General features: G+C 40.8%; 24 protein-coding genes. 8 read left to right on the forward strand and 16 right to left on the reverse strand.

Annotation, left to right across the window (positions count from 1 at the left end):
- Nucleotides 1–46: 46 nt before the first annotated feature.
- Nucleotides 47–1414 carry an MATE family efflux transporter gene (locus tag ID12_RS14325; RefSeq protein WP_048003184.1) on the forward strand — a complete coding sequence of 456 codons (1368 nt, stop codon included), beginning with the start codon at nt 47–49 and terminating at the stop codon, nt 1412–1414.
- Nucleotides 1415–1435: 21 nt separating this feature from the next.
- Here ID12_RS14325 and bshB2 read toward each other — a convergent pair whose 3' ends face one another.
- The 4 genes from bshB2 to rarD all read right to left on the reverse strand — a co-directional run bounded on the left by bshB2 (nt 1436) and on the right by rarD (nt 3737).
- Complete coding sequence (gene bshB2 / locus ID12_RS14330; RefSeq protein ID WP_007500738.1) at nt 1436–2101, reverse strand: bacillithiol biosynthesis deacetylase BshB2; 666 nt, start codon at nt 2099–2101, stop codon at nt 1436–1438.
- 17 nt (nt 2102–2118) lie between these two features.
- On the reverse strand, nt 2119–2469 hold the full coding sequence (locus ID12_RS14335; protein WP_008346474.1) for a YojF family protein: 351 nt from the start codon (nt 2467–2469) through the stop codon (nt 2119–2121).
- Nucleotides 2466–2747, reverse strand: coding sequence for a hypothetical protein (locus ID12_RS14340; protein WP_008346472.1), 282 nt, complete (start codon nt 2745–2747; stop codon nt 2466–2468). The genes ID12_RS14335 and ID12_RS14340 overlap by 4 nt, the downstream gene beginning before the upstream one ends.
- Nucleotides 2748–2825: 78 nt before the next feature.
- Entirely contained in the window at nt 2826–3737 is a 912-nt protein-coding gene (gene rarD, locus ID12_RS14345) for an EamA family transporter RarD (RefSeq protein WP_007500743.1), read from the reverse strand.
- Nucleotides 3738–3823: 86 nt separating this feature from the next.
- On the opposite strand from rarD, the gene ID12_RS14350 reads away from it, so the two are divergent.
- Nucleotides 3824–4297 carry an Hsp20/alpha crystallin family protein gene (locus ID12_RS14350; protein ID WP_008346468.1) on the forward strand — a complete coding sequence of 158 codons (474 nt, stop codon included), beginning with the start codon at nt 3824–3826 and terminating at the stop codon, nt 4295–4297.
- 40 nt (nt 4298–4337) lie between these two features.
- Here the strand turns inward: ID12_RS14350 and ID12_RS14355 are convergent, their stop codons facing one another.
- Complete coding sequence (locus ID12_RS14355) at nt 4338–4556, reverse strand: hypothetical protein (protein ID WP_003215921.1); 219 nt, start codon at nt 4554–4556, stop codon at nt 4338–4340.
- Between the two features lie 75 nt (nt 4557–4631).
- Nucleotides 4632–4964, reverse strand: a complete 333-nt coding sequence (locus ID12_RS14360) for a winged helix-turn-helix transcriptional regulator (RefSeq protein WP_017359678.1) — start codon at nt 4962–4964, stop codon at nt 4632–4634.
- 141 nt (nt 4965–5105) lie between these two features.
- Between ID12_RS14360 and ID12_RS14365 the strand changes: the two genes are divergently transcribed.
- The 3 genes from ID12_RS14365 (at nt 5106) to ID12_RS14375 (ending at nt 7657) form a co-directional block, all read left to right on the forward strand.
- Nucleotides 5106–5723: a nitroreductase family protein gene (locus tag ID12_RS14365; RefSeq protein ID WP_017359679.1), complete on the forward strand. Its 618-nt coding sequence runs from the start codon at nt 5106–5108 to the stop codon at nt 5721–5723.
- Nucleotides 5724–5960: 237 nt separating this feature from the next.
- A complete protein-coding gene (locus ID12_RS14370) occupies nt 5961–6179 on the forward strand; it encodes a DUF3311 domain-containing protein (RefSeq protein ID WP_017359680.1) in 219 nt (72 codons plus the stop codon).
- Nucleotides 6164–7657 carry a sodium:solute symporter family protein gene (locus ID12_RS14375; protein WP_050827302.1) on the forward strand — a complete coding sequence of 498 codons (1494 nt, stop codon included), beginning with the start codon at nt 6164–6166 and terminating at the stop codon, nt 7655–7657. Before ID12_RS14370 ends, ID12_RS14375 begins: the two co-directional genes overlap by 16 nt.
- A gap of 245 nt (nt 7658–7902) precedes the next feature.
- Here the strand turns inward: ID12_RS14375 and ID12_RS14380 are convergent, their stop codons facing one another.
- Nucleotides 7903–9288: a S41 family peptidase gene (locus ID12_RS14380; protein WP_050827303.1), complete on the reverse strand. Its 1386-nt coding sequence runs from the start codon at nt 9286–9288 to the stop codon at nt 7903–7905.
- A gap of 151 nt (nt 9289–9439) precedes the next feature.
- Between ID12_RS14380 and ID12_RS14385 the strand changes: the two genes are divergently transcribed.
- Both ID12_RS14385 and ID12_RS14390 read left to right on the forward strand, forming a co-directional pair.
- Nucleotides 9440–10138: a class I SAM-dependent methyltransferase gene (locus ID12_RS14385; RefSeq protein WP_050827304.1), complete on the forward strand. Its 699-nt coding sequence runs from the start codon at nt 9440–9442 to the stop codon at nt 10136–10138.
- 92 nt (nt 10139–10230) lie between these two features.
- Nucleotides 10231–10482, forward strand: a complete 252-nt coding sequence (locus ID12_RS14390; protein WP_008346452.1) for a hypothetical protein — start codon at nt 10231–10233, stop codon at nt 10480–10482.
- Nucleotides 10483–10531: 49 nt separating this feature from the next.
- Here ID12_RS14390 and ID12_RS14395 read toward each other — a convergent pair whose 3' ends face one another.
- The 5 genes from ID12_RS14395 to ID12_RS19065 form a co-directional block, all read right to left on the reverse strand.
- A complete protein-coding gene (locus tag ID12_RS14395) occupies nt 10532–11362 on the reverse strand; it encodes a M15 family metallopeptidase (protein ID WP_017367458.1) in 831 nt (276 codons plus the stop codon).
- A gap of 68 nt (nt 11363–11430) precedes the next feature.
- Nucleotides 11431–12126 carry a purine-nucleoside phosphorylase gene (gene deoD / locus ID12_RS14400; RefSeq protein WP_007500754.1) on the reverse strand — a complete coding sequence of 232 codons (696 nt, stop codon included), beginning with the start codon at nt 12124–12126 and terminating at the stop codon, nt 11431–11433.
- A 110-nt stretch (nt 12127–12236) separates the two neighbouring features.
- Complete coding sequence (locus ID12_RS14405; RefSeq protein ID WP_050827305.1) at nt 12237–12554, reverse strand: YodL domain-containing protein; 318 nt, start codon at nt 12552–12554, stop codon at nt 12237–12239.
- 54 nt (nt 12555–12608) lie between these two features.
- Nucleotides 12609–13217: a phosphatase PAP2 family protein gene (locus ID12_RS14410; protein ID WP_050827694.1), complete on the reverse strand. Its 609-nt coding sequence runs from the start codon at nt 13215–13217 to the stop codon at nt 12609–12611.
- 51 nt (nt 13218–13268) lie between these two features.
- Nucleotides 13269–13439, reverse strand: coding sequence for a YozD family protein (locus ID12_RS19065; protein WP_017359685.1), 171 nt, complete (start codon nt 13437–13439; stop codon nt 13269–13271).
- Between the two features lie 119 nt (nt 13440–13558).
- Between ID12_RS19065 and ID12_RS19620 the strand changes: the two genes are divergently transcribed.
- Complete coding sequence (locus tag ID12_RS19620) at nt 13559–13693, forward strand: hypothetical protein (RefSeq protein WP_017359686.1); 135 nt, start codon at nt 13559–13561, stop codon at nt 13691–13693.
- Here the strand turns inward: ID12_RS19620 and ID12_RS14415 are convergent.
- The 4 genes from ID12_RS14415 to kamA all read right to left on the reverse strand — a co-directional run bounded on the left by ID12_RS14415 (nt 13690) and on the right by kamA (nt 16506).
- Entirely contained in the window at nt 13690–14370 is a 681-nt protein-coding gene (locus tag ID12_RS14415; RefSeq protein WP_008346441.1) for a hypothetical protein, read from the reverse strand. The two genes, ID12_RS19620 and ID12_RS14415, sit on opposite strands and share 4 nt — an antisense overlap.
- A 147-nt stretch (nt 14371–14517) precedes the next feature.
- A complete protein-coding gene (locus tag ID12_RS14420; protein WP_008346438.1) occupies nt 14518–14742 on the reverse strand; it encodes a YozE family protein in 225 nt (74 codons plus the stop codon).
- Between the two features lie 79 nt (nt 14743–14821).
- Entirely contained in the window at nt 14822–15103 is a 282-nt protein-coding gene (locus ID12_RS14425) for a YokU family protein (RefSeq protein WP_024718564.1), read from the reverse strand.
- A 2-nt stretch (nt 15104–15105) separates the two neighbouring features.
- Complete coding sequence (gene kamA, locus ID12_RS14430) at nt 15106–16506, reverse strand: lysine 2,3-aminomutase (protein ID WP_008346434.1); 1401 nt, start codon at nt 16504–16506, stop codon at nt 15106–15108.
- Nucleotides 16507–16587 lie beyond the last annotated feature (81 nt).

The following is a 16587-nucleotide window of genomic DNA, read 5'->3' on the forward strand; positions in this document are numbered from 1 at the left end:
CGTGATATAATTCCTCTCGTTATTTCTGTTCAGAGAGGAACTTATGATGAGAGAAACGAATAGTATTCGAGCAAAGTTGGCACAATTTTTAACCATATTGATTCCGATTTTAATTACACAGGCAGGTCTTTCGCTCATCACATTTTTAGACACGGTGATGTCTGGAAAAGTGAGTGCAGAAGACCTAGCAGGTGTAGCGATCGGTTCGAGCATTTGGACACCTGTTTATACTGGTCTCGCTGGCATTTTAATGGCTGTTACCCCTATTGTGGCTCAGCTGATGGGCGGCGGCCGCAGGGAAGATGTTCCTCGTGCGGTCTTCCAGGCCATTTATTTATCTTTTCTTTTAAGTATCGTGGTGATTGTCATTGGATCGATGTGTGTTCCTTTTATTTTAGGGCGACTTGGGCTTGAACCATCCGTAGAAACCATTGCCCGTCATTTTCTCAGCTTCCTTGCTATTGGAATCATCCCGCTTTTTGGTTATTCAGTCATGAGATCGTTCATTGATGCATTAGGAAAAACACGTGTAACGATGTTCATTACGTTAACCGCACTTCCTATTAATTTTGTTTTAAATTATCTCTTTATTTTTGGAAACTTTGGGTTTCCAAAGCTTGGCGGTGCAGGGGCAGGTCTTGCATCTGCGCTGACGTATTGGGCGATTTTCATCATGAGTATTTGTATTGTCATCAAAGCCGAACCGTTTGCATCCTTTCGGTTGTTTCAGACATTACCTCGCTTCAACGTCGCACGAATGGGTCAAATACTGAAAATCGGTATCCCTATTGGGTTTGCGATCTTTTTTGAAACAAGTATTTTTGCAGCTGTCACGCTCTTAATGGGTCACTTTGATACCGTGACAATCGCCAGTCACCAAGCAGCAATGAACTTTGCTTCTATTTTATATATCCTGCCGCTTAGTATCTCAATGGCTTTAACGATTGTTGTAGGTTTTGAAGCCGGTGCCATGCGGTATAAAGACGCAAAAAGCTACAGCTATATTGGCATTGCAACAGCTGTTTTGTTCTCATTATGTACCGCAGCACTCATCTTGTTATTTAGACCTGAGATCGCTGGTTTATATACAACTGAATCAGCTGTTTTACAAATGACACAGCACTTTTTGATGTATGCGATCTTTTTCCAGCTGTCAGATGCGATCGCTGCACCCATTCAGGGGGCTCTGCGCGGCTATAAAGATGTGAATTACACACTGATTGCTGCGTTTGTCTCTTACTGGGTCATCGGCCTTCCAGCTGGCTACTTGATTGGCACGTATACCTCATTTGGAGCGTTTGGTTATTGGGTTGGGCTGATTACTGGGCTTGCCGCAGGTGCCATCGTCCTATTTGTTCGTCTTAGGTTGATTGAAAGACGTATGCATTCTCATACAACAGGAAAAGGCAGCTGACTTCAGTCAGCTGCCTTTCATTTAGTCATTCCATTGATACGTCCAGAAAATTTCTTCATCAAACCATTTTTGAACGACTGGTTCTTTGTTTTTCAGCTTTTGTTCAAGCTCTCTTAGCATGCCTTCTGTTTGTGTTCTATGCGCTCTTAGTGCATTTAATTTGATATCGGCTACATCCGTAATATCAATCACAATATCGGCATTTCCTAGCACTTCTTCTCGATTTTTCGTAATGGCCATGCAGTATGTGACAGGACGGTCTTCTTTTTTCTTGCGGTATAGAGCACGAATGACCGCTTCACCTGTCGCATCATGATCAGGGTGTACGCCATGACCTGGATAAAACGTGACAATAAGAGTTGGTTTCACTTCATCAATTATGCGTTCCATCACATCCGCTAAATACTCATCATCTTCAAATTCCAACGTTTTATCTCGAAGACCAAGCATTCGCAAGTCTGTGACATCCATTTCTTTACATGCATTGATTAATTCCTGTTTTCTTAATTCAGGAAGTGTCTCACGGTTAGCATAAGTTGGACTTCCCATATTTCTTCCCATTTCTCCAAGTGTCCCGCATGCATACGTCACTGGAATTCCACGTTTTCTGCTTTGCGCGATGAGCCCTGCGACCCCGAAGGATTCATCGTCGGGGTGAGGCAGCATCACAAGTACATGTTCGTTCATCACTGTTCCCCTCTCTCCTACACCTGAAATGGTGTTTCACTAATTTGTAATGAGATCGCTAGTTTTCCGTCTGGCAGGTGTCCTGCTAACAGCAGGCGACCTTGTTCATCAAACACGTAATCGGTTAAACCTTCTGCGTAAATCCAGCCATCTTCTGTTTTCATTCCGACACGGTATGGACCTTGTCCTTTTATTTTTGCCTGTGAATAGACAACTTTTGCGTTGCGGATATACGCCACGACCGTCATATTTTGCTCATTCACATGAGCTGAATAAGAACCAGTTGTCGTTTCAAGATGAACGAAGACTGGCCGATTTAAAAACGATTCAAGATGTGCTGTGACATCTTCCGTTTGAATTGGTTTCATGAGTGGTTCCTTCCTTCATTTTGAATTAGTTCTCGCAGCTTTTTCGTATGTAAGCTGATCAGCTGTAGTTGATGACCCTGTTCAATCGTGCTTTCTAAAATTCTTTCCACAGCGAGTACATACTTTTGATGTAATGACTTTCTTGCGCGAGGATGGGTGCGTGCATCAAGCAAATCATCTCGTATCGCCTCGTGTAATGAAGTCATATCCACTACATCAAGCTGCCGATTTTTCCATAAAGATTGATAAGCGTGTGCAAGCTCATCGACTGATGACATGTGATCACCTCTACAGTTTTGGTAACAACTTATTATGACATGATCCGCCTGCAAAAAAAAGCAAACTGCTTCGTCTCTTTAATGAGAATTCGCTGTTTTTTTCATTCGGAGTTGAGAGGTTGTAAATAGTAAAATCGCCACCCAAATACAGAGGAATGTCACGATTTTTGCTGCAGATAAGTGTTCGTGATACACAAATAGCCCCAAAAAGAGTGTAATAGTTGGTGCAATATACTGCAAAATACCAACTTGGTATAAAGGAATTCTTTTGGCTCCTTCAGAAAATAAAAGAAGCGGTACAGCTGTAAAGACACCTGCAAAAAATAATAGCCCAAGAGAGCCGAAGCTGCTCGGATTCATCGTGACAACAGGTTCTTTTAAGAAGAAAAATAAGTAAACAAGCGCAGCTGGTGCAAGAAGCAGTGTTTCAATGGTTAATCCAATGGCACTCGTAAAACTCATTCTTTTTTTAATCAGTCCATAAAACCCAAAACTAAAAGCCAATACGAAAGCCACGACAGGAAATGAGCCGTACTGAACAGTTGAGATGATGACACCAGCTGCAGCAATGAGAATGGCGGTGGTTTGCATTTTATTCAGTCGTTCTTTTAAGAAAATGATGCCTAGTAAAACTGATACAAGCGGATTAATATAATACCCTAAACTCGCTTCCAGCATCAGATCGTGATTTACAGCCCAAATGTATACATACCAGTTGACCGAAATTAAAATAGCCGATAAAAGTAATGAAAAAAGTGCTTTTCCATCTATCATCAGACCTTTCACAGTCTGCATCGCTGGACGGACTTGCTTTAAATATAAAAGAATACCGCACATAAAAACAAAGGACCATACGATTCTGTGCGCTAAAATTTCGCCTGACGAAATATGCTCCATCAGCTTCCAATATAATGGGAACAACCCCCATAATGTAAAAGATGCAGCCGTATATAAGACACCTTTTGATTGTTGTTCGTTCAATCTAACCATTCCTTTCTAAACCTATCGTATATTATAGCACGCACATCACATTATGGGCATATACTAATTCAGGGCATTTAGAAAGGATGATTTGCATGTTTGACTGGAACCGATTATTCCCTTTTCAAAAGCAATTTTCAAAAGAAGCGTTAAAAAATTCAGATCCTAAAGACGTTGAGCAATATGTCAATCAAGTCATGGAAAGTGTTTTCGGCTCCAATTATTCTGCTCAATTCCCCTTTCAGGATCCGCTGTCTCAGAAGCAGAAAGAAAGAGAGACAGACGATAAAAAAAAGAAAGAGCCGAATGTTGAAGTATTTGAGACGACAGATCACGTGTTTGTCAAAATAGAGCTCGATCGTCCGAACACGGAAAAAGTAAAAATCAAACATACAGCCAATCTGCTGTTTATTGATCATTTTCCTGAAGAGAATAAACAAAAGAAGGTTGTCCTGCCTGCTGCTGTGAAAAGAAAAGGAACGAAGGCTTCGTATCAAGATGGTATTTTAGAAATTATGTTTTTAAAGCATGATGATCCAGGCATTTCTGAAATTGATATTCCATTATAAAAAGCCTGCTTTGAAATGGAAGCAGGCTTACTCTTTTTTCTTAATAATATGGTGGATATCCGCCGCCATAAGGTGGTGGAACAGGCGGTGGTGGTGGCGGGTAATATGGACGAGGATAATTAAAAATCGCACTTCCTAGAAATCCGCCAAGCAGTCCGCCGACTAAAGGAGCGCCAAAACCAAAAAACAAAGGGACTCTAGATTCATATGGCGGAATGCCAGGGGCACCGCCTCGAAAATACGGAGTATGAGGGTACATGCTTTTCTCCTCCTTTGTCATGTGCCTAACATCAGCATATTCATTAGAAGACAAAACGTTTGGGCAAACCTAAAACTAAGCTTGCTCCTTTTTTTCATGAGATCCAGCATACTCCCCTGCCCAGCGCGATACTTCTCCGAACACACCATGTAATGCACTCCCTTTTTCGGTTAGACAATAGATGACTTTGACTGGCGTTTCAGGAAGTACAGTGCGCTTTATGATTCCTTCTTGCTCAAGCTCTTTTAAGCGTTCTGCGAGCATTTTTTGACTGATGGATGGAATAATGTCCGTCAGGTCTTTAAACCGCTTCGGACCATCAAGCAATACATGAATGATGAGACCATTCCACCTTTTGCCAAGTAGCAAAAAAGCTTGCTGAATGTTTGGACATAATTGAAATTCCATATATTTCAGCCTTTCTTTTCATAATCGTTTGACAAACTAACGGTGTACAATTTAAAATATATCTCTAGTTACAATAAGTAAGTTTCTCACTTTTTTATTTATTGTACCATACTATTTGCAAAAACGGGAGGAAATATCCATATGGCGAGCGATCAAAAAACGATTGACATTTTAAAAGAAAGAGCTTCAGTAAAAGAGTATGATACAACTCATGAAATGACAAAAGAAGAGTTAACAGAGCTTCTTGATATCACAACAAAAGCACCATCTGCTTGGAACCTTCAGCATTGGCATTTCACTGTTTTCCATAGTGCTGAATCAAAAGCAAAACTTCTTCCAATTGCTTACAACCAAAAACAAGTCTCTCAAGCATCAGCTGTGATTGCAGTGCTTGGTGACCTTGAAGCCAATCTAAAGGGTGAAAAAATCTACAGTGAGCTAGCAGAACAAGGTTTCATCACAGAAGATATTAAAGAAACACTGATGACACAAATCAATGGTGCTTACCAAAGCGAGCAATATGCACGTGAAGCTGCGTATTCAAACGCTTCGTTAGCTGCTATGCAGTTAATGATTGCGGCGAAAGCAATGGGATATGATACATGCGCAATGGGCGGTTTCAGCAAAGAAGCTTACGTGAAAGAATTCAATGTGAGCGGTCGATACGAACCAGTGATGTTGATTTCTGTCGGGAAAGCAGCAAAAGAAGCTCACAAAAGCAATCGTTTTGACATCGAAGAAGTATCTGATTTCCTATAAAAAACGGCACAGTCTCAGCGTCATGCTGGGGCTTTTTTATTTGCTCTAAATGTTATTTTTCCATACTTATTTTTAAGTTTTCCTTTCTCATTCTTCACTATTTACCTCTTTTTAAAAATGAAAGCGTTATATTAGTATGATATTCATAAAAATGATTGTTTTTTCTGAAAATGGTCTTGTGATCTAATCTGACAACTGCTATTATTATGAAATTACAAAATATTAGAGGAGGAAAACATGAACAAAAAACTGATACTGGCGCTACTCATCGCGATTCCATTCATTGGACAGCTTGCACTGCTCCCCTTTGTGAATCGTATTCATCCATTTGTCATCGGGCTGCCTTTTTTCCACTTCTGGCTCTTACTATGGATTGTACTCACACCCGTTTGCACATTTATCATTTACAGGATGCAACATTCAAATGGAGGAACTGACGAATGCAAGGAAACTTAACAGCTTTATTGATTACTGCAAGTATTATTTTCATCGTCGTGGTCATCGGTTTTGCCGCTGGTCGTGATAAATCATCAAGACAGTCAGTCGAAGAATGGTCTGTTGGCGGGAGAAAATTTGGCGGGCTTCTCGTCTGGTTCCTTGTTGGCGCAGACTTATATACTGCTTATACCTTTTTAGGGCTCACAAGTACAGCTTATACAGCGGGAAGTGTTGCTTTTTTCGCTATCCCCTATTCAGTTCTTGCTTATTTTATTGCGTATTTCTTCTTACCAAAACTTTGGACGGTTGCAAAAAATCACAAGCTGACAACACTTGCTGATTATGCACGTGAGCGATTTGACAGTAAACTGTTATCTAGTTTGATTGCCATTGTTGGTGTACTCATGCTCATTCCATACATTTGTCTTCAGCTCAGCGGGATTCAAGATACGTTAACTGTCGCTGGAACGAGTTATATTAATGTGAATGCAGTTGTTATCATTTCATTTATTTTAGTTGCACTTTATACATTTTTCAGTGGTATTAAAGGTCCTACATATACAGCCATTATTAAAGATATTCTTGTTTGGGTGATCATGCTCTTTATGGTCGTTTCCCTCCCGATTATTCATTTTAACGGCTGGACCCCAATGATGAATACGTTAGCTAAGGAAGCCCCACAGCTTCTGACGATTCCTGAAGGCGGGCCTAAAGGCATTTTGTGGTTTATTACCGCATCAGGTGTTTCTGCACTCGCATTATTTATGTGGGCACATGCAGCAACTGGCGTTTTCACAGCCAAAAGCGCAGATGCCATCCGTAAAAACAGTATGTTTTTACCTCTTTACAACATTGTATTGATTTTGGTCATCTTCCTTGGCTTCATTGCCTTTTTAGTCTTACCGGAAGATACAAATCCAAGATTTGCTCTTCTTCATTTAATTCATACGTCATATGGCGGCGTGATGCAGGGGCTTGCGTATTCAACGATTGCACTTGCTTCTCTCATTCCATGTTCGATCATGGCCATTGGGGCATCGAATTTATTTGCCAATAATTTGTACCGTGATTTAATCCATCCAACTGTGTCACCTAAACGGTTAACGATCATTACACGTTCGATGGTATTTATCGTGATCGGGCTGGCTCTACTATTCGGAATGCTCTTCCCAACAGCACTTGTAACGCTTCAGCTCATTGGTGTTTCAGGAATGGTTCAAATCTTCCCTGCCATTGCGATCAGCTTGTTCTGGAAAAAACAATCAAGAGAAGCAACGATTGCGGGTTTAGTTGTTGGCATCATCGTCACCTTTACAGCCAATATCTCACAAGTCACGTTTGGTCTTTATGAAGGATTTCTTGGTTTACTAGCAAACGTTGTGGTCATCCTGATTTTGAATCCATTCTTCCAAAAGAATGTCACATCTAATGCTGTGACAAGTGATTTGTTTGAAAAGAATGGGAAAACAACGGAACCTGTGGCTAACAAAGCGTAATACAAGAAAAAAGCAGTCCCCTGATAAGGACTGCTTCAGCGTGTAGACAAACCCTCGCATTCTTTGTTAGTCCTGCGTGCTGGTGCTCACGAATGTCAAATTCGCTCCGCTCCAGTACTCGTCCTTCCTAGACTTCAAAGGTTTTCTATCACGCTGAGCTGAAAAGAAGACAAAGGGCTAAAATAAAGTTCATTTTAGCCCTTTGTCAACAATTTGAAGCAGTCCCCTGATGAGGACTGCTTTTTCTATTTCATTTCTTTTTTCAACACTTCAATGGCTTTTTTCATTTGCGTGTCATTTTTCTTGAGCTTATCTTGGATGTTTGTCATCAGTACCGTCGTTGTGTCCCCTGTCAGAATACCATCAGCCTTTAGATCGTGATCTGATTGGAAACTTTTTACGATCGACTGGAATGCTTGATCATATTCTCCATTGGCTTTTGCTTTGTAGCCAAGCGCTTGGAACATTTTTTGAGCTGCTTTGACTTCATCTCCATCATCATTCAGTTGATATGTCTTTTTCGGACTTAAGTATGGCAGCTTCGCATAACTCGGCAGAGATGCTTTCACCTGTGGCTCAATTCCTTTTTTGTGAATCCAAGACCCGTCTGGTGTCAGCCACTTGGCAATGGTTAATTTCACACTAGAGCCATCATTGTAGCTTTGCGCATTCTGAACAGTTCCTTTACCAAATGTCTTTTCTCCAACAAGTTGAATGCTAGAGGATTGGTGTAGAGCCGCCGCCATAATTTCAGCAGCACTCGCTGAACCACCGTTTACAAGGACAACTGCCGGCTGATGAACTTTACGTTCTTTTTCCGCTTTGTACACTTGTTTCTTCCCTTTTTCCTCAACTTGCATAATGACTTTTCCTTTATCGATAAAGTCATTGCTCATTTCAATCGCTTCTGTCATAATGCCGCCTGGATTATCTCTTAGATCAATGACAAAACCTTTTGCCCCTTTTTTCTCGAGGTCATCAATCGCTTTATCCAATTCTTTAGACGTGGTTTCAGCAAAAGAAGTGATTTGGATTTCGCCTATTTTATCTTTTGTTAGTTTTGCATACACCGTTTCAAGCGGAATGGTATCTCTTGTGATCGTGACATCCACATTTCCAACACCTTGTCTGTTCAAATGCAGTTTGACATCCGTTCCTTTTTTCCCTCTGATAAGAGAAACAGCTTTATTCACTGACATACCTTTTGTACTTTTACTATCCACTTTTAAAATACGATCATGAGGTTTCAAACCAGCTTTTTCAGCAGGAGAGCCTTTAATCGGTGCGACAATTAAAATTTGTCCATCCTTCTCTTCTACTTGTGCACCAATTCCTTCAAATGAAGATGAAATCGTGTTGTTAAATCCTTCGGCTTCCTCCTGATCCATATATGTAGAGTATGGATCATCAAGTGATGCAATCATTCCTTGAATCGCACCGTCTACTAGTTTTTGATCATCCGTTTTTTCGTAATACTCGTTTTTTACCTTCGTATATGCAGCCATGAGTTTACTAAACTTCTCATCTCCTGAAACGCTGACAGCACCTTGTTTTGTGATCACAAATGTAATCGCTGAGGAAAGCGCTGCTGTCACCAGAATGGCTATCACGAACTTGAATTGTTTTTTCAAAAAAACACCACCTTTATCTCCTTTCATTATTATCAAGGACGATTCTTCATCCGTCAACCAAAGGATCAAACTTCTATTTGAAAAGATAAGCCATTTAGCCTTGCAATGCATAATCTTTAGAGAGAAACATGATAAAGAAAGAAGGGATTCCATGAGTGACTATGTAGAAATGCTTGCCTATTTTGGTGTATCAGGTGCCCATCCTGGCGGAATTGAGCTAACAAAAACGATGATGGAGCATCTTCACTTGGCGTCTGACGATCGTATACTGGATGTTGGATGCGGCACAGGACAAACAGCCGCCTATCTAGGACATTTAGGTTATGAAGTAGAGGCGATTGATGCACACCCTTTGATGATTGAAAAAGCCAATCTGCGATTCGAGCGGGAACAACTACCTTTCCGTGCACAGCAAGCATCGATCGAACACCTGCCATTTTCAGATGACTCGTTCTCTCTACTGATCAGTGAATCTGTTTTAAGTTTCACCCATTTACCTGCTGCGCTTGCTGAGATCAAACGGGTACTTGCTCCTGGGAAACAATTGATCGCTAATGAGGCTGTGTTAAAAGTGCCGCTTACCTCAAAAGACCAGACAGCCATTCGGGAGTTTTACGGGTTTCACTCCCTCTTTTCATTTTCTGAATGGCAAAAGCAGTTAGCGTCCGCAGGATTTCGTGACATTCGGATTCTCTCATTCGATGAGCACATGGTGCAAGAGGAGCCGACCGAAATGGAATTATCAGATCAAATACCACCTTCTCTTTATGATACATTGCAGACACACTATGACCTGATTCAAACACACCGAGAACATCTGAGTCACCTTGTATTTGAATGTACAGTATAAAATGAGCGAATCTCCTATATGTTTTGTCCAAACTCTATGAAGTCTTTCGCATAGGATAAGAGTGAAAAGAGTTTGTCATAAGGAGGAAAAACATGGAGCGCTACTATAAACTTTGTCAGCAGCATATGGGGAAAGTAGCTAGAATTACTGATCGAAATGGCAGAGTACATGTTGGACGTATTGAGCGGGTGTCAAACCGCAAAGTTTATATCCGGCCAGTCGGCGGGTCCCGCGGGGGCTTTGGTTATGGATATTACGGAGGTTATTATGGCTGGGGTGCAGCTTATGGCATCGGTCTCGGTTTTATTACCGGCTTCGCTTTAGCAGGTTTGTTCTTTTTTTAAAACGGCGTATAAAAGAAGGCCTCCCAGCTTCGGAAGGCCTTTTATTTGTTTATATTTTCTTCACTTTGTTCATATACTCTTCGAATGTTAAATCATGATCGTGCATCGCTTTTGCAGCTTCTTTCCCTACATAGCGCAAGTGCCACGGCTCATATTCATATTTCGTGATGTCTTCTTTCCCTTTTGGATAACGGATGATAAAGCCATATTTATAAGCGTTTTTGGCTACCCATTTACCATCAGGTGTTTCACCAAATTTTTCAGAGATTTCAAAGCCGGCACTTTTTGAGGAAATATCCATAGCTAGACCTGTTTGATGTTCACTTTCGCCTGGTAAGGCTACGGCTTCTTGGGCTTTTTCTTTCCCTTTTAGTTTCACTTCACTATCAAAAATGACTTTTTGACGATCATAGGAACGATAGCCAGATACTGCAGCGAGCTCAAAGTTTTCCTTTTTAGCACCTTTGAATAACTTCGCAAGTGCCTCCGCTGCTTCTTTTCGAATATATCGTTTTTCAATATCCTCTGAAAAAGAGAATTCCACTTTTGGTACAACGAGATCAGAAGGTTTATAGGTTCCTGGCAGTGCATATTCTTTGTTCACTAAAGCAAGCACATTTTCAGGGTTTTGAATGGTCTTCAGTCCGCTCACTACCTTGATGTCATTGAAATATTCACTCTTTAACGTCAGCTCTTGATTAGATGAATCTGCCGTATCGTTTGAGTTTTGCTGGGGTGATGAACTTGCTGCGTTCTTTTGTTCGTTTGTTTTGTTAGATTCAGTGGTACCGCTTTTCTGATCCAGCAACTGGCATCCTGATAATGCGGCCGTCAAACCAAGAATCGATGCGATTGAGAGTATTTTATAGCTTTTCTTCATGACATACCTTCCTTTTGCTCTACTAAAAAAATAAAGATGCGCTACATCGTAGCACACCCTTTATACTATTATAAAACAGAATCTAGTGCAATTAAGATCATTTCGTCAAATGTCGTTTGACGCTCTTCAGCAGTTGTTTCTTCTCCTGTTAGCACATGATCACTCACTGTCAGGATCGACAACGCTTTTCTGCCAAATTTTGCAGCAAGCGTATAAAGAGCCGTTGTCTCCATTTCAATCGCTAGAATTCCATATTGGTCCATCAGCTCAAGTGGTTTTTCATTATAAAATTGGTCTGCTGTAAATACATTCCCAACACGCACAGCTACATTTTTCGCTTCTGCTGTGTCGTAGGCTTTTTTCAGTAAACCAAAATCAGCACATGGTGCGTAATCAATAGGTCCAAATGCCACACGGTTCATTTGAGAATCTGTTGATGATGTTTGAGCTAAGATGACGTCACGTACATTGACATCCTTTTTGATCGCTCCGCAAGAACCGACACGGATTAAGTTTTGAACATCATAGCTTTGGATCAGCTCATTCACATAGATCGAAATAGACGGTACGCCCATTCCAGTACCTTGTACAGAAATGCGTTTTCCTTTATATGTCCCAGTATAACCATACATGCCGCGCACTTCGTTATAGCACACTACATCTTCTAAATATGTATCTGCAATATATTTCGCACGAAGCGGATCGCCTGGAAGCAATACCGTTTCTGCAATTTGTCCTTTTTCTGCTCCAATATGTACACTCATTTTTTAGCCTCCACTTACGTTTAACATGTGTTTAGTCCCATTTATTATAAACGATTGAGATCAAAAAAGAAAATACCAGCTGAAAGTAAAGCTGGCATCGTCGTTTATATTTAACTCATCGTCATTAGGCGTTCACTGCGTTTCCATCCTGCCGGAAAGAGCTGGTAGTAGCACTTCCCTTTTTTCTGGTCATCGATCACAACGATATCCCCTGTTGTGATAAACCGTGCATTGTAATCATTAGGGACTGTATCTTGTACATTAAATGTCGAGAATGCTTTTTCCAGTACATCATGGTGTGTCCTGCCGCCAATCTTTGTCCGGTACACAGGCTGATGTCCGCTTGCAGCACCATATTCAGGTGTTTGGTAGATGGTTAAGTGATAAGCTGAAGGTTTCTTTTGAAAAAATCTCAACGTCAATTGCATTCAAATCCCTCCCCTTTTATATAAAATTGGCTGGGATCTATGAATTTCCTTCTTCTATTTTTGTCGAATGACGGACAATTTTTCGTCAATCTTTTTACATATGAGAAATAAAGCTAGTCCTATCGCAAAGCCTCCTGTTACATCAGTGACATAATGAACACCGATATACATCCTGCTGATGCCGATCATCAGCACACAACATCCTGTCACCATATAGACTGCTTTTTGTCTCTTTTTCAGCCACGGAATCATTTCAATGAATAGATAGGCGATAAATGGATAGATCGTTGCTGCATTCATAGAATGTCCGCTTGGAAAGCTGTAATAGGTCTCATTCACTAGATGATCAAAGGCCGGACGCTCTCTAGCAAACAGTCCTTTCAGTTCATGATTGACCGTTTTTTCTGCTATATATAGTAGAAAAAGCAGCATAATAGAGTGGTAGCGTTTATACATAAACAGCACCACGCTAAAGATGAGCATGATTGGGACAAGCAGCGCACTGATACCAAAGTCAGTCAAAGTCAGCATGACATCATTTAAAAAAGGAAGTCTGATGTTTTCAAACGATAAGATGATCTGGTTGTCCAACTCCTGGAACATGCCAGACACCATAAGCGCTGCGATGGCGCCAAACAAAAGGAAAAAAATGATGACATACACGCGAACCAATTCCCCTCCCTTTCTACTCAGAATCTCTTCAAAGTATAGTGCCTACCACGCCTCTTCTTCAACTATCATTGCTTTCCTCAGCATATATTCAAATGTAATATCGGCAAGCTCAAACGTTTCCAGCTCAGATGGTATGTACCCTCTTTTGACCAGCTCCGTGTAGAAGAATTCTGCAATTTCCTCTGTATCAATCACCAAATCTGCTTCTTTCATTGCTTTCCGCCTCCTTTTTTATGATGTATGAACGCTGCCTTATTTTTATTACAGTTTGTCATAATGGCTCATTCCATACATATAAATGCAGTAAACGAAAAGAAAAGGGGCATGAGGCAATGAAATGGTTAAGCATTTTAGATGGACATACTTTTGATCAGGTGATGGGCCGTATCTTGAGGGGATGGTTTTATGTGATTGCTTTTTTCTGTGTTCCTTACTTTTTATTCGTGTTAGGACAAGTCTTCTTTTAACCAAAATGCTCGTTTAAACTTTCCAAAATAAAGTCCATCATATCCTTATATTCTGGGTCTTTGAAAAATTCATAGAGAATTTTATAATCATTGTAAATATCAAGAAGCTCATCCACTATAGATACAGCGAGAAATTCTAGTGATGCTTCGCTTTCTTGTTTCTCTTCTAACTGTAATAGAGCGGTTTGCACCATATCTTCCTCTATTTCTTTTGAGGTTTCTCCAACGTAATGCACAAAAAGAAGCTGATGAACAAACTGATCCATCTCATATTTTCTTAGGACAAGCGTCAAGTCTTCTTCTTCTGTTTCCAGCCATTCTCCGTCTTTTAACCTTGTCAGTTCATAAATGACATCTTCCCAGCCATCTTCAAGGTAGCGCCATATCTCAGTCCGATGGCCAATGATTTTAAATAGCTCTTTCCCGTAATCCTTTACATATACAACATCGCCAATGAGGAACTCATATTCAATGTCCAGCTTTTCTGTATCTACAATCACCCCGTCGTACTCATCGTAAAGCTGGAGTGATGTTTCAAAATAAAGCACCTCATTATGATTGACCTCATATAGATAATGTTGGTCAATTTGATGGACTTTTGTTATCGTTCCAACTGTGCCGTACATGACAACGACGACAATATCCCCTACTTTATATTTTGGTGCTTTCGCCTTCATTCTGTCTCCCCCTTGCCCGACTTTTGGTCTTAACGTATCGTATGCCGGCGCAAGGAATTCTGCATGGGCAACCACACCATGCAAAACGCCATTTTATTTCTTCATGAAAAAACCGCTTCTTCCATACGGAACAAGCGGTTGTGTGTGTTATTTTTTTTTGACTTCTACTTCGTATTGCTCAAAAGCCTCATCAAATGTCGTCATGGAGCTTAAATAGTCCCCATTTAACTCTAAATAGGCACATAGCTCATGATAATCAGTGGATGCTTTAGGAAAGCTGTGATCTTCATAAGCAGCATTTGCAAAATGACTGATGTCATCCTTCGGTTTTGGATGTCTGTACTTCATTAAATAATGGTAAAACGACTTCACCTGTTTTTCCCTCCGCGACACTCTATTTTGTTGTTATATTATACAGGAATTTGATGACTTGTATAGGCGGAGGTACAACTTATGAAGAAAAATCAAAGTAATTACGCTTTAATAACCGCTCCATGCTCATTAATTCTTCATATGAGATTTTTTCTGGAAGCTTTGTTTGATCGACTAAAATTAATTGATCTTCTATCTCTTTTACTGTCTCATCCTTCTGATACGTCATCCCGCAATGCGTGCAAGAAATCGAAGGCGTTTCCAAAATCTCAATCGATTGTGTGCCCGTGATGAGTTCCCAATAGACTGTGGTCTGTCCTGCGTTCGCTTTCTTCTCCTCACACCAATCACATGTCAGCAACGTTATTTCTCCTCCTTTACGGTTTGTTCTTTTTTGAGCTGGGCTTGATATTTCTTCTCTTTTAATTCATCTCGTTTTTCACGTTTGTTTTTGAGCGTATCATGTTCAGGATTCGTTTCATAAGACTCTCTTCGTTTCATTCGGCTTAAATTTTCAGGCGTAAAGGATCTTGCTTCGTCCTCAAATAGAGCTGTTATGCCAATGGCGGGTTCTTTCTTTTCTTCATAGATTTCATTAAAATACGCATCTGCTTGGCCGGCGACGTAATGTTCCGGCTCTGGATAAGAGGTGATCACACCTTCAAAGTTACGCAGGACCACTTTCTCTGGGCTTTGAGATAATAAATAATTTGGCTGTAAGGTGATCTTACCTCCTCCGCCTGGTGCATCTACAACAAAGCTTGGCACAGCATAACCACTCGTATGTCCTCTTAAGCCTTCAATGATTTCAAGGCCTTTTGAAACAGGTGTTCTAAAGTGGCCGATCCCCTCAGATAAATCACATTGATAAATATAATAAGGTCTGACGCGAATCATGACGAGATCATGCATCAGCTTCTTCATAATTGGAACACTGTCGTTAATTCCTGCTAGGATCACCGCCTGATTACCAACAGGGACGCCAGCATTGACAAGTCGCTCACACGCTTCTTTCGCTTCTTTTGTGATTTCAATGCTTGTATTAAAGTGAGTGTTCAACCAAACAGGATGATATTTTTTTAAAATCTCACACAATTCATCTGTAATTCGCTGCGGAAACACGACCGGTGCACGTGTTCCAATTCGAATGATTTCAACGTGAGGAATGTCTCGTAAGTTTTTCAAAATGTATTCAAGCACTTGATCATTAATTAACAGCCCGTCACCGCCTGAAATTAACACATCCCGCACTTCAGGGGTTTCTCTAATATATCCAATGGCGGCATCTAATTGCTTTTTCGGCACACCCATCCCGATCTGACCAGAAAAACGCCTTCTCGTACAATAGCGGCAGTACATGGAGCACTGATTTGTGACAAGAAACAGCACACGATCTGGGTAGCGGTGCGTTAAACCTGGAACAGGTGAATCCTCATCTTCATGGAGCGGATCTTCGAGGTCATATTTTGTTTTATGAAGCTCTTCTGCAATCGGTACAGACTGCATACGAATTGGACATCTTGGATCGTCTGGATTCATCAGTGAGGCATAGTAGGGTGTTATGTTGAGTGGAATGGTTTTCGTGGAAATCTTCACCCCTTCTTTTTCCTCTTCTGTTAAGTTCACGACTTTTTCTAAATCTTCTAGCGTTTTGACCGTATGCGTCAGCTGCCAAATCCAGTCGTTCCACTTTTCCTCGGGTACGTCCTTCCAAAGTTCGATGTCCTTCCAATGTCGCGCAGGTTGATACAGTTTTTGATTCATATCCATTCCCCCTATCAGCATTCACTTTATACTATGCAAGTTATGTGCCAACATGGGAAAATGCCCCTATTCTTTACAAAA

The organism is Bacillus altitudinis, from assembly GCF_001191605.1.
GTDB classification, from domain to species: Bacteria; Bacillota; Bacilli; order Bacillales; family Bacillaceae; genus Bacillus; species Bacillus altitudinis.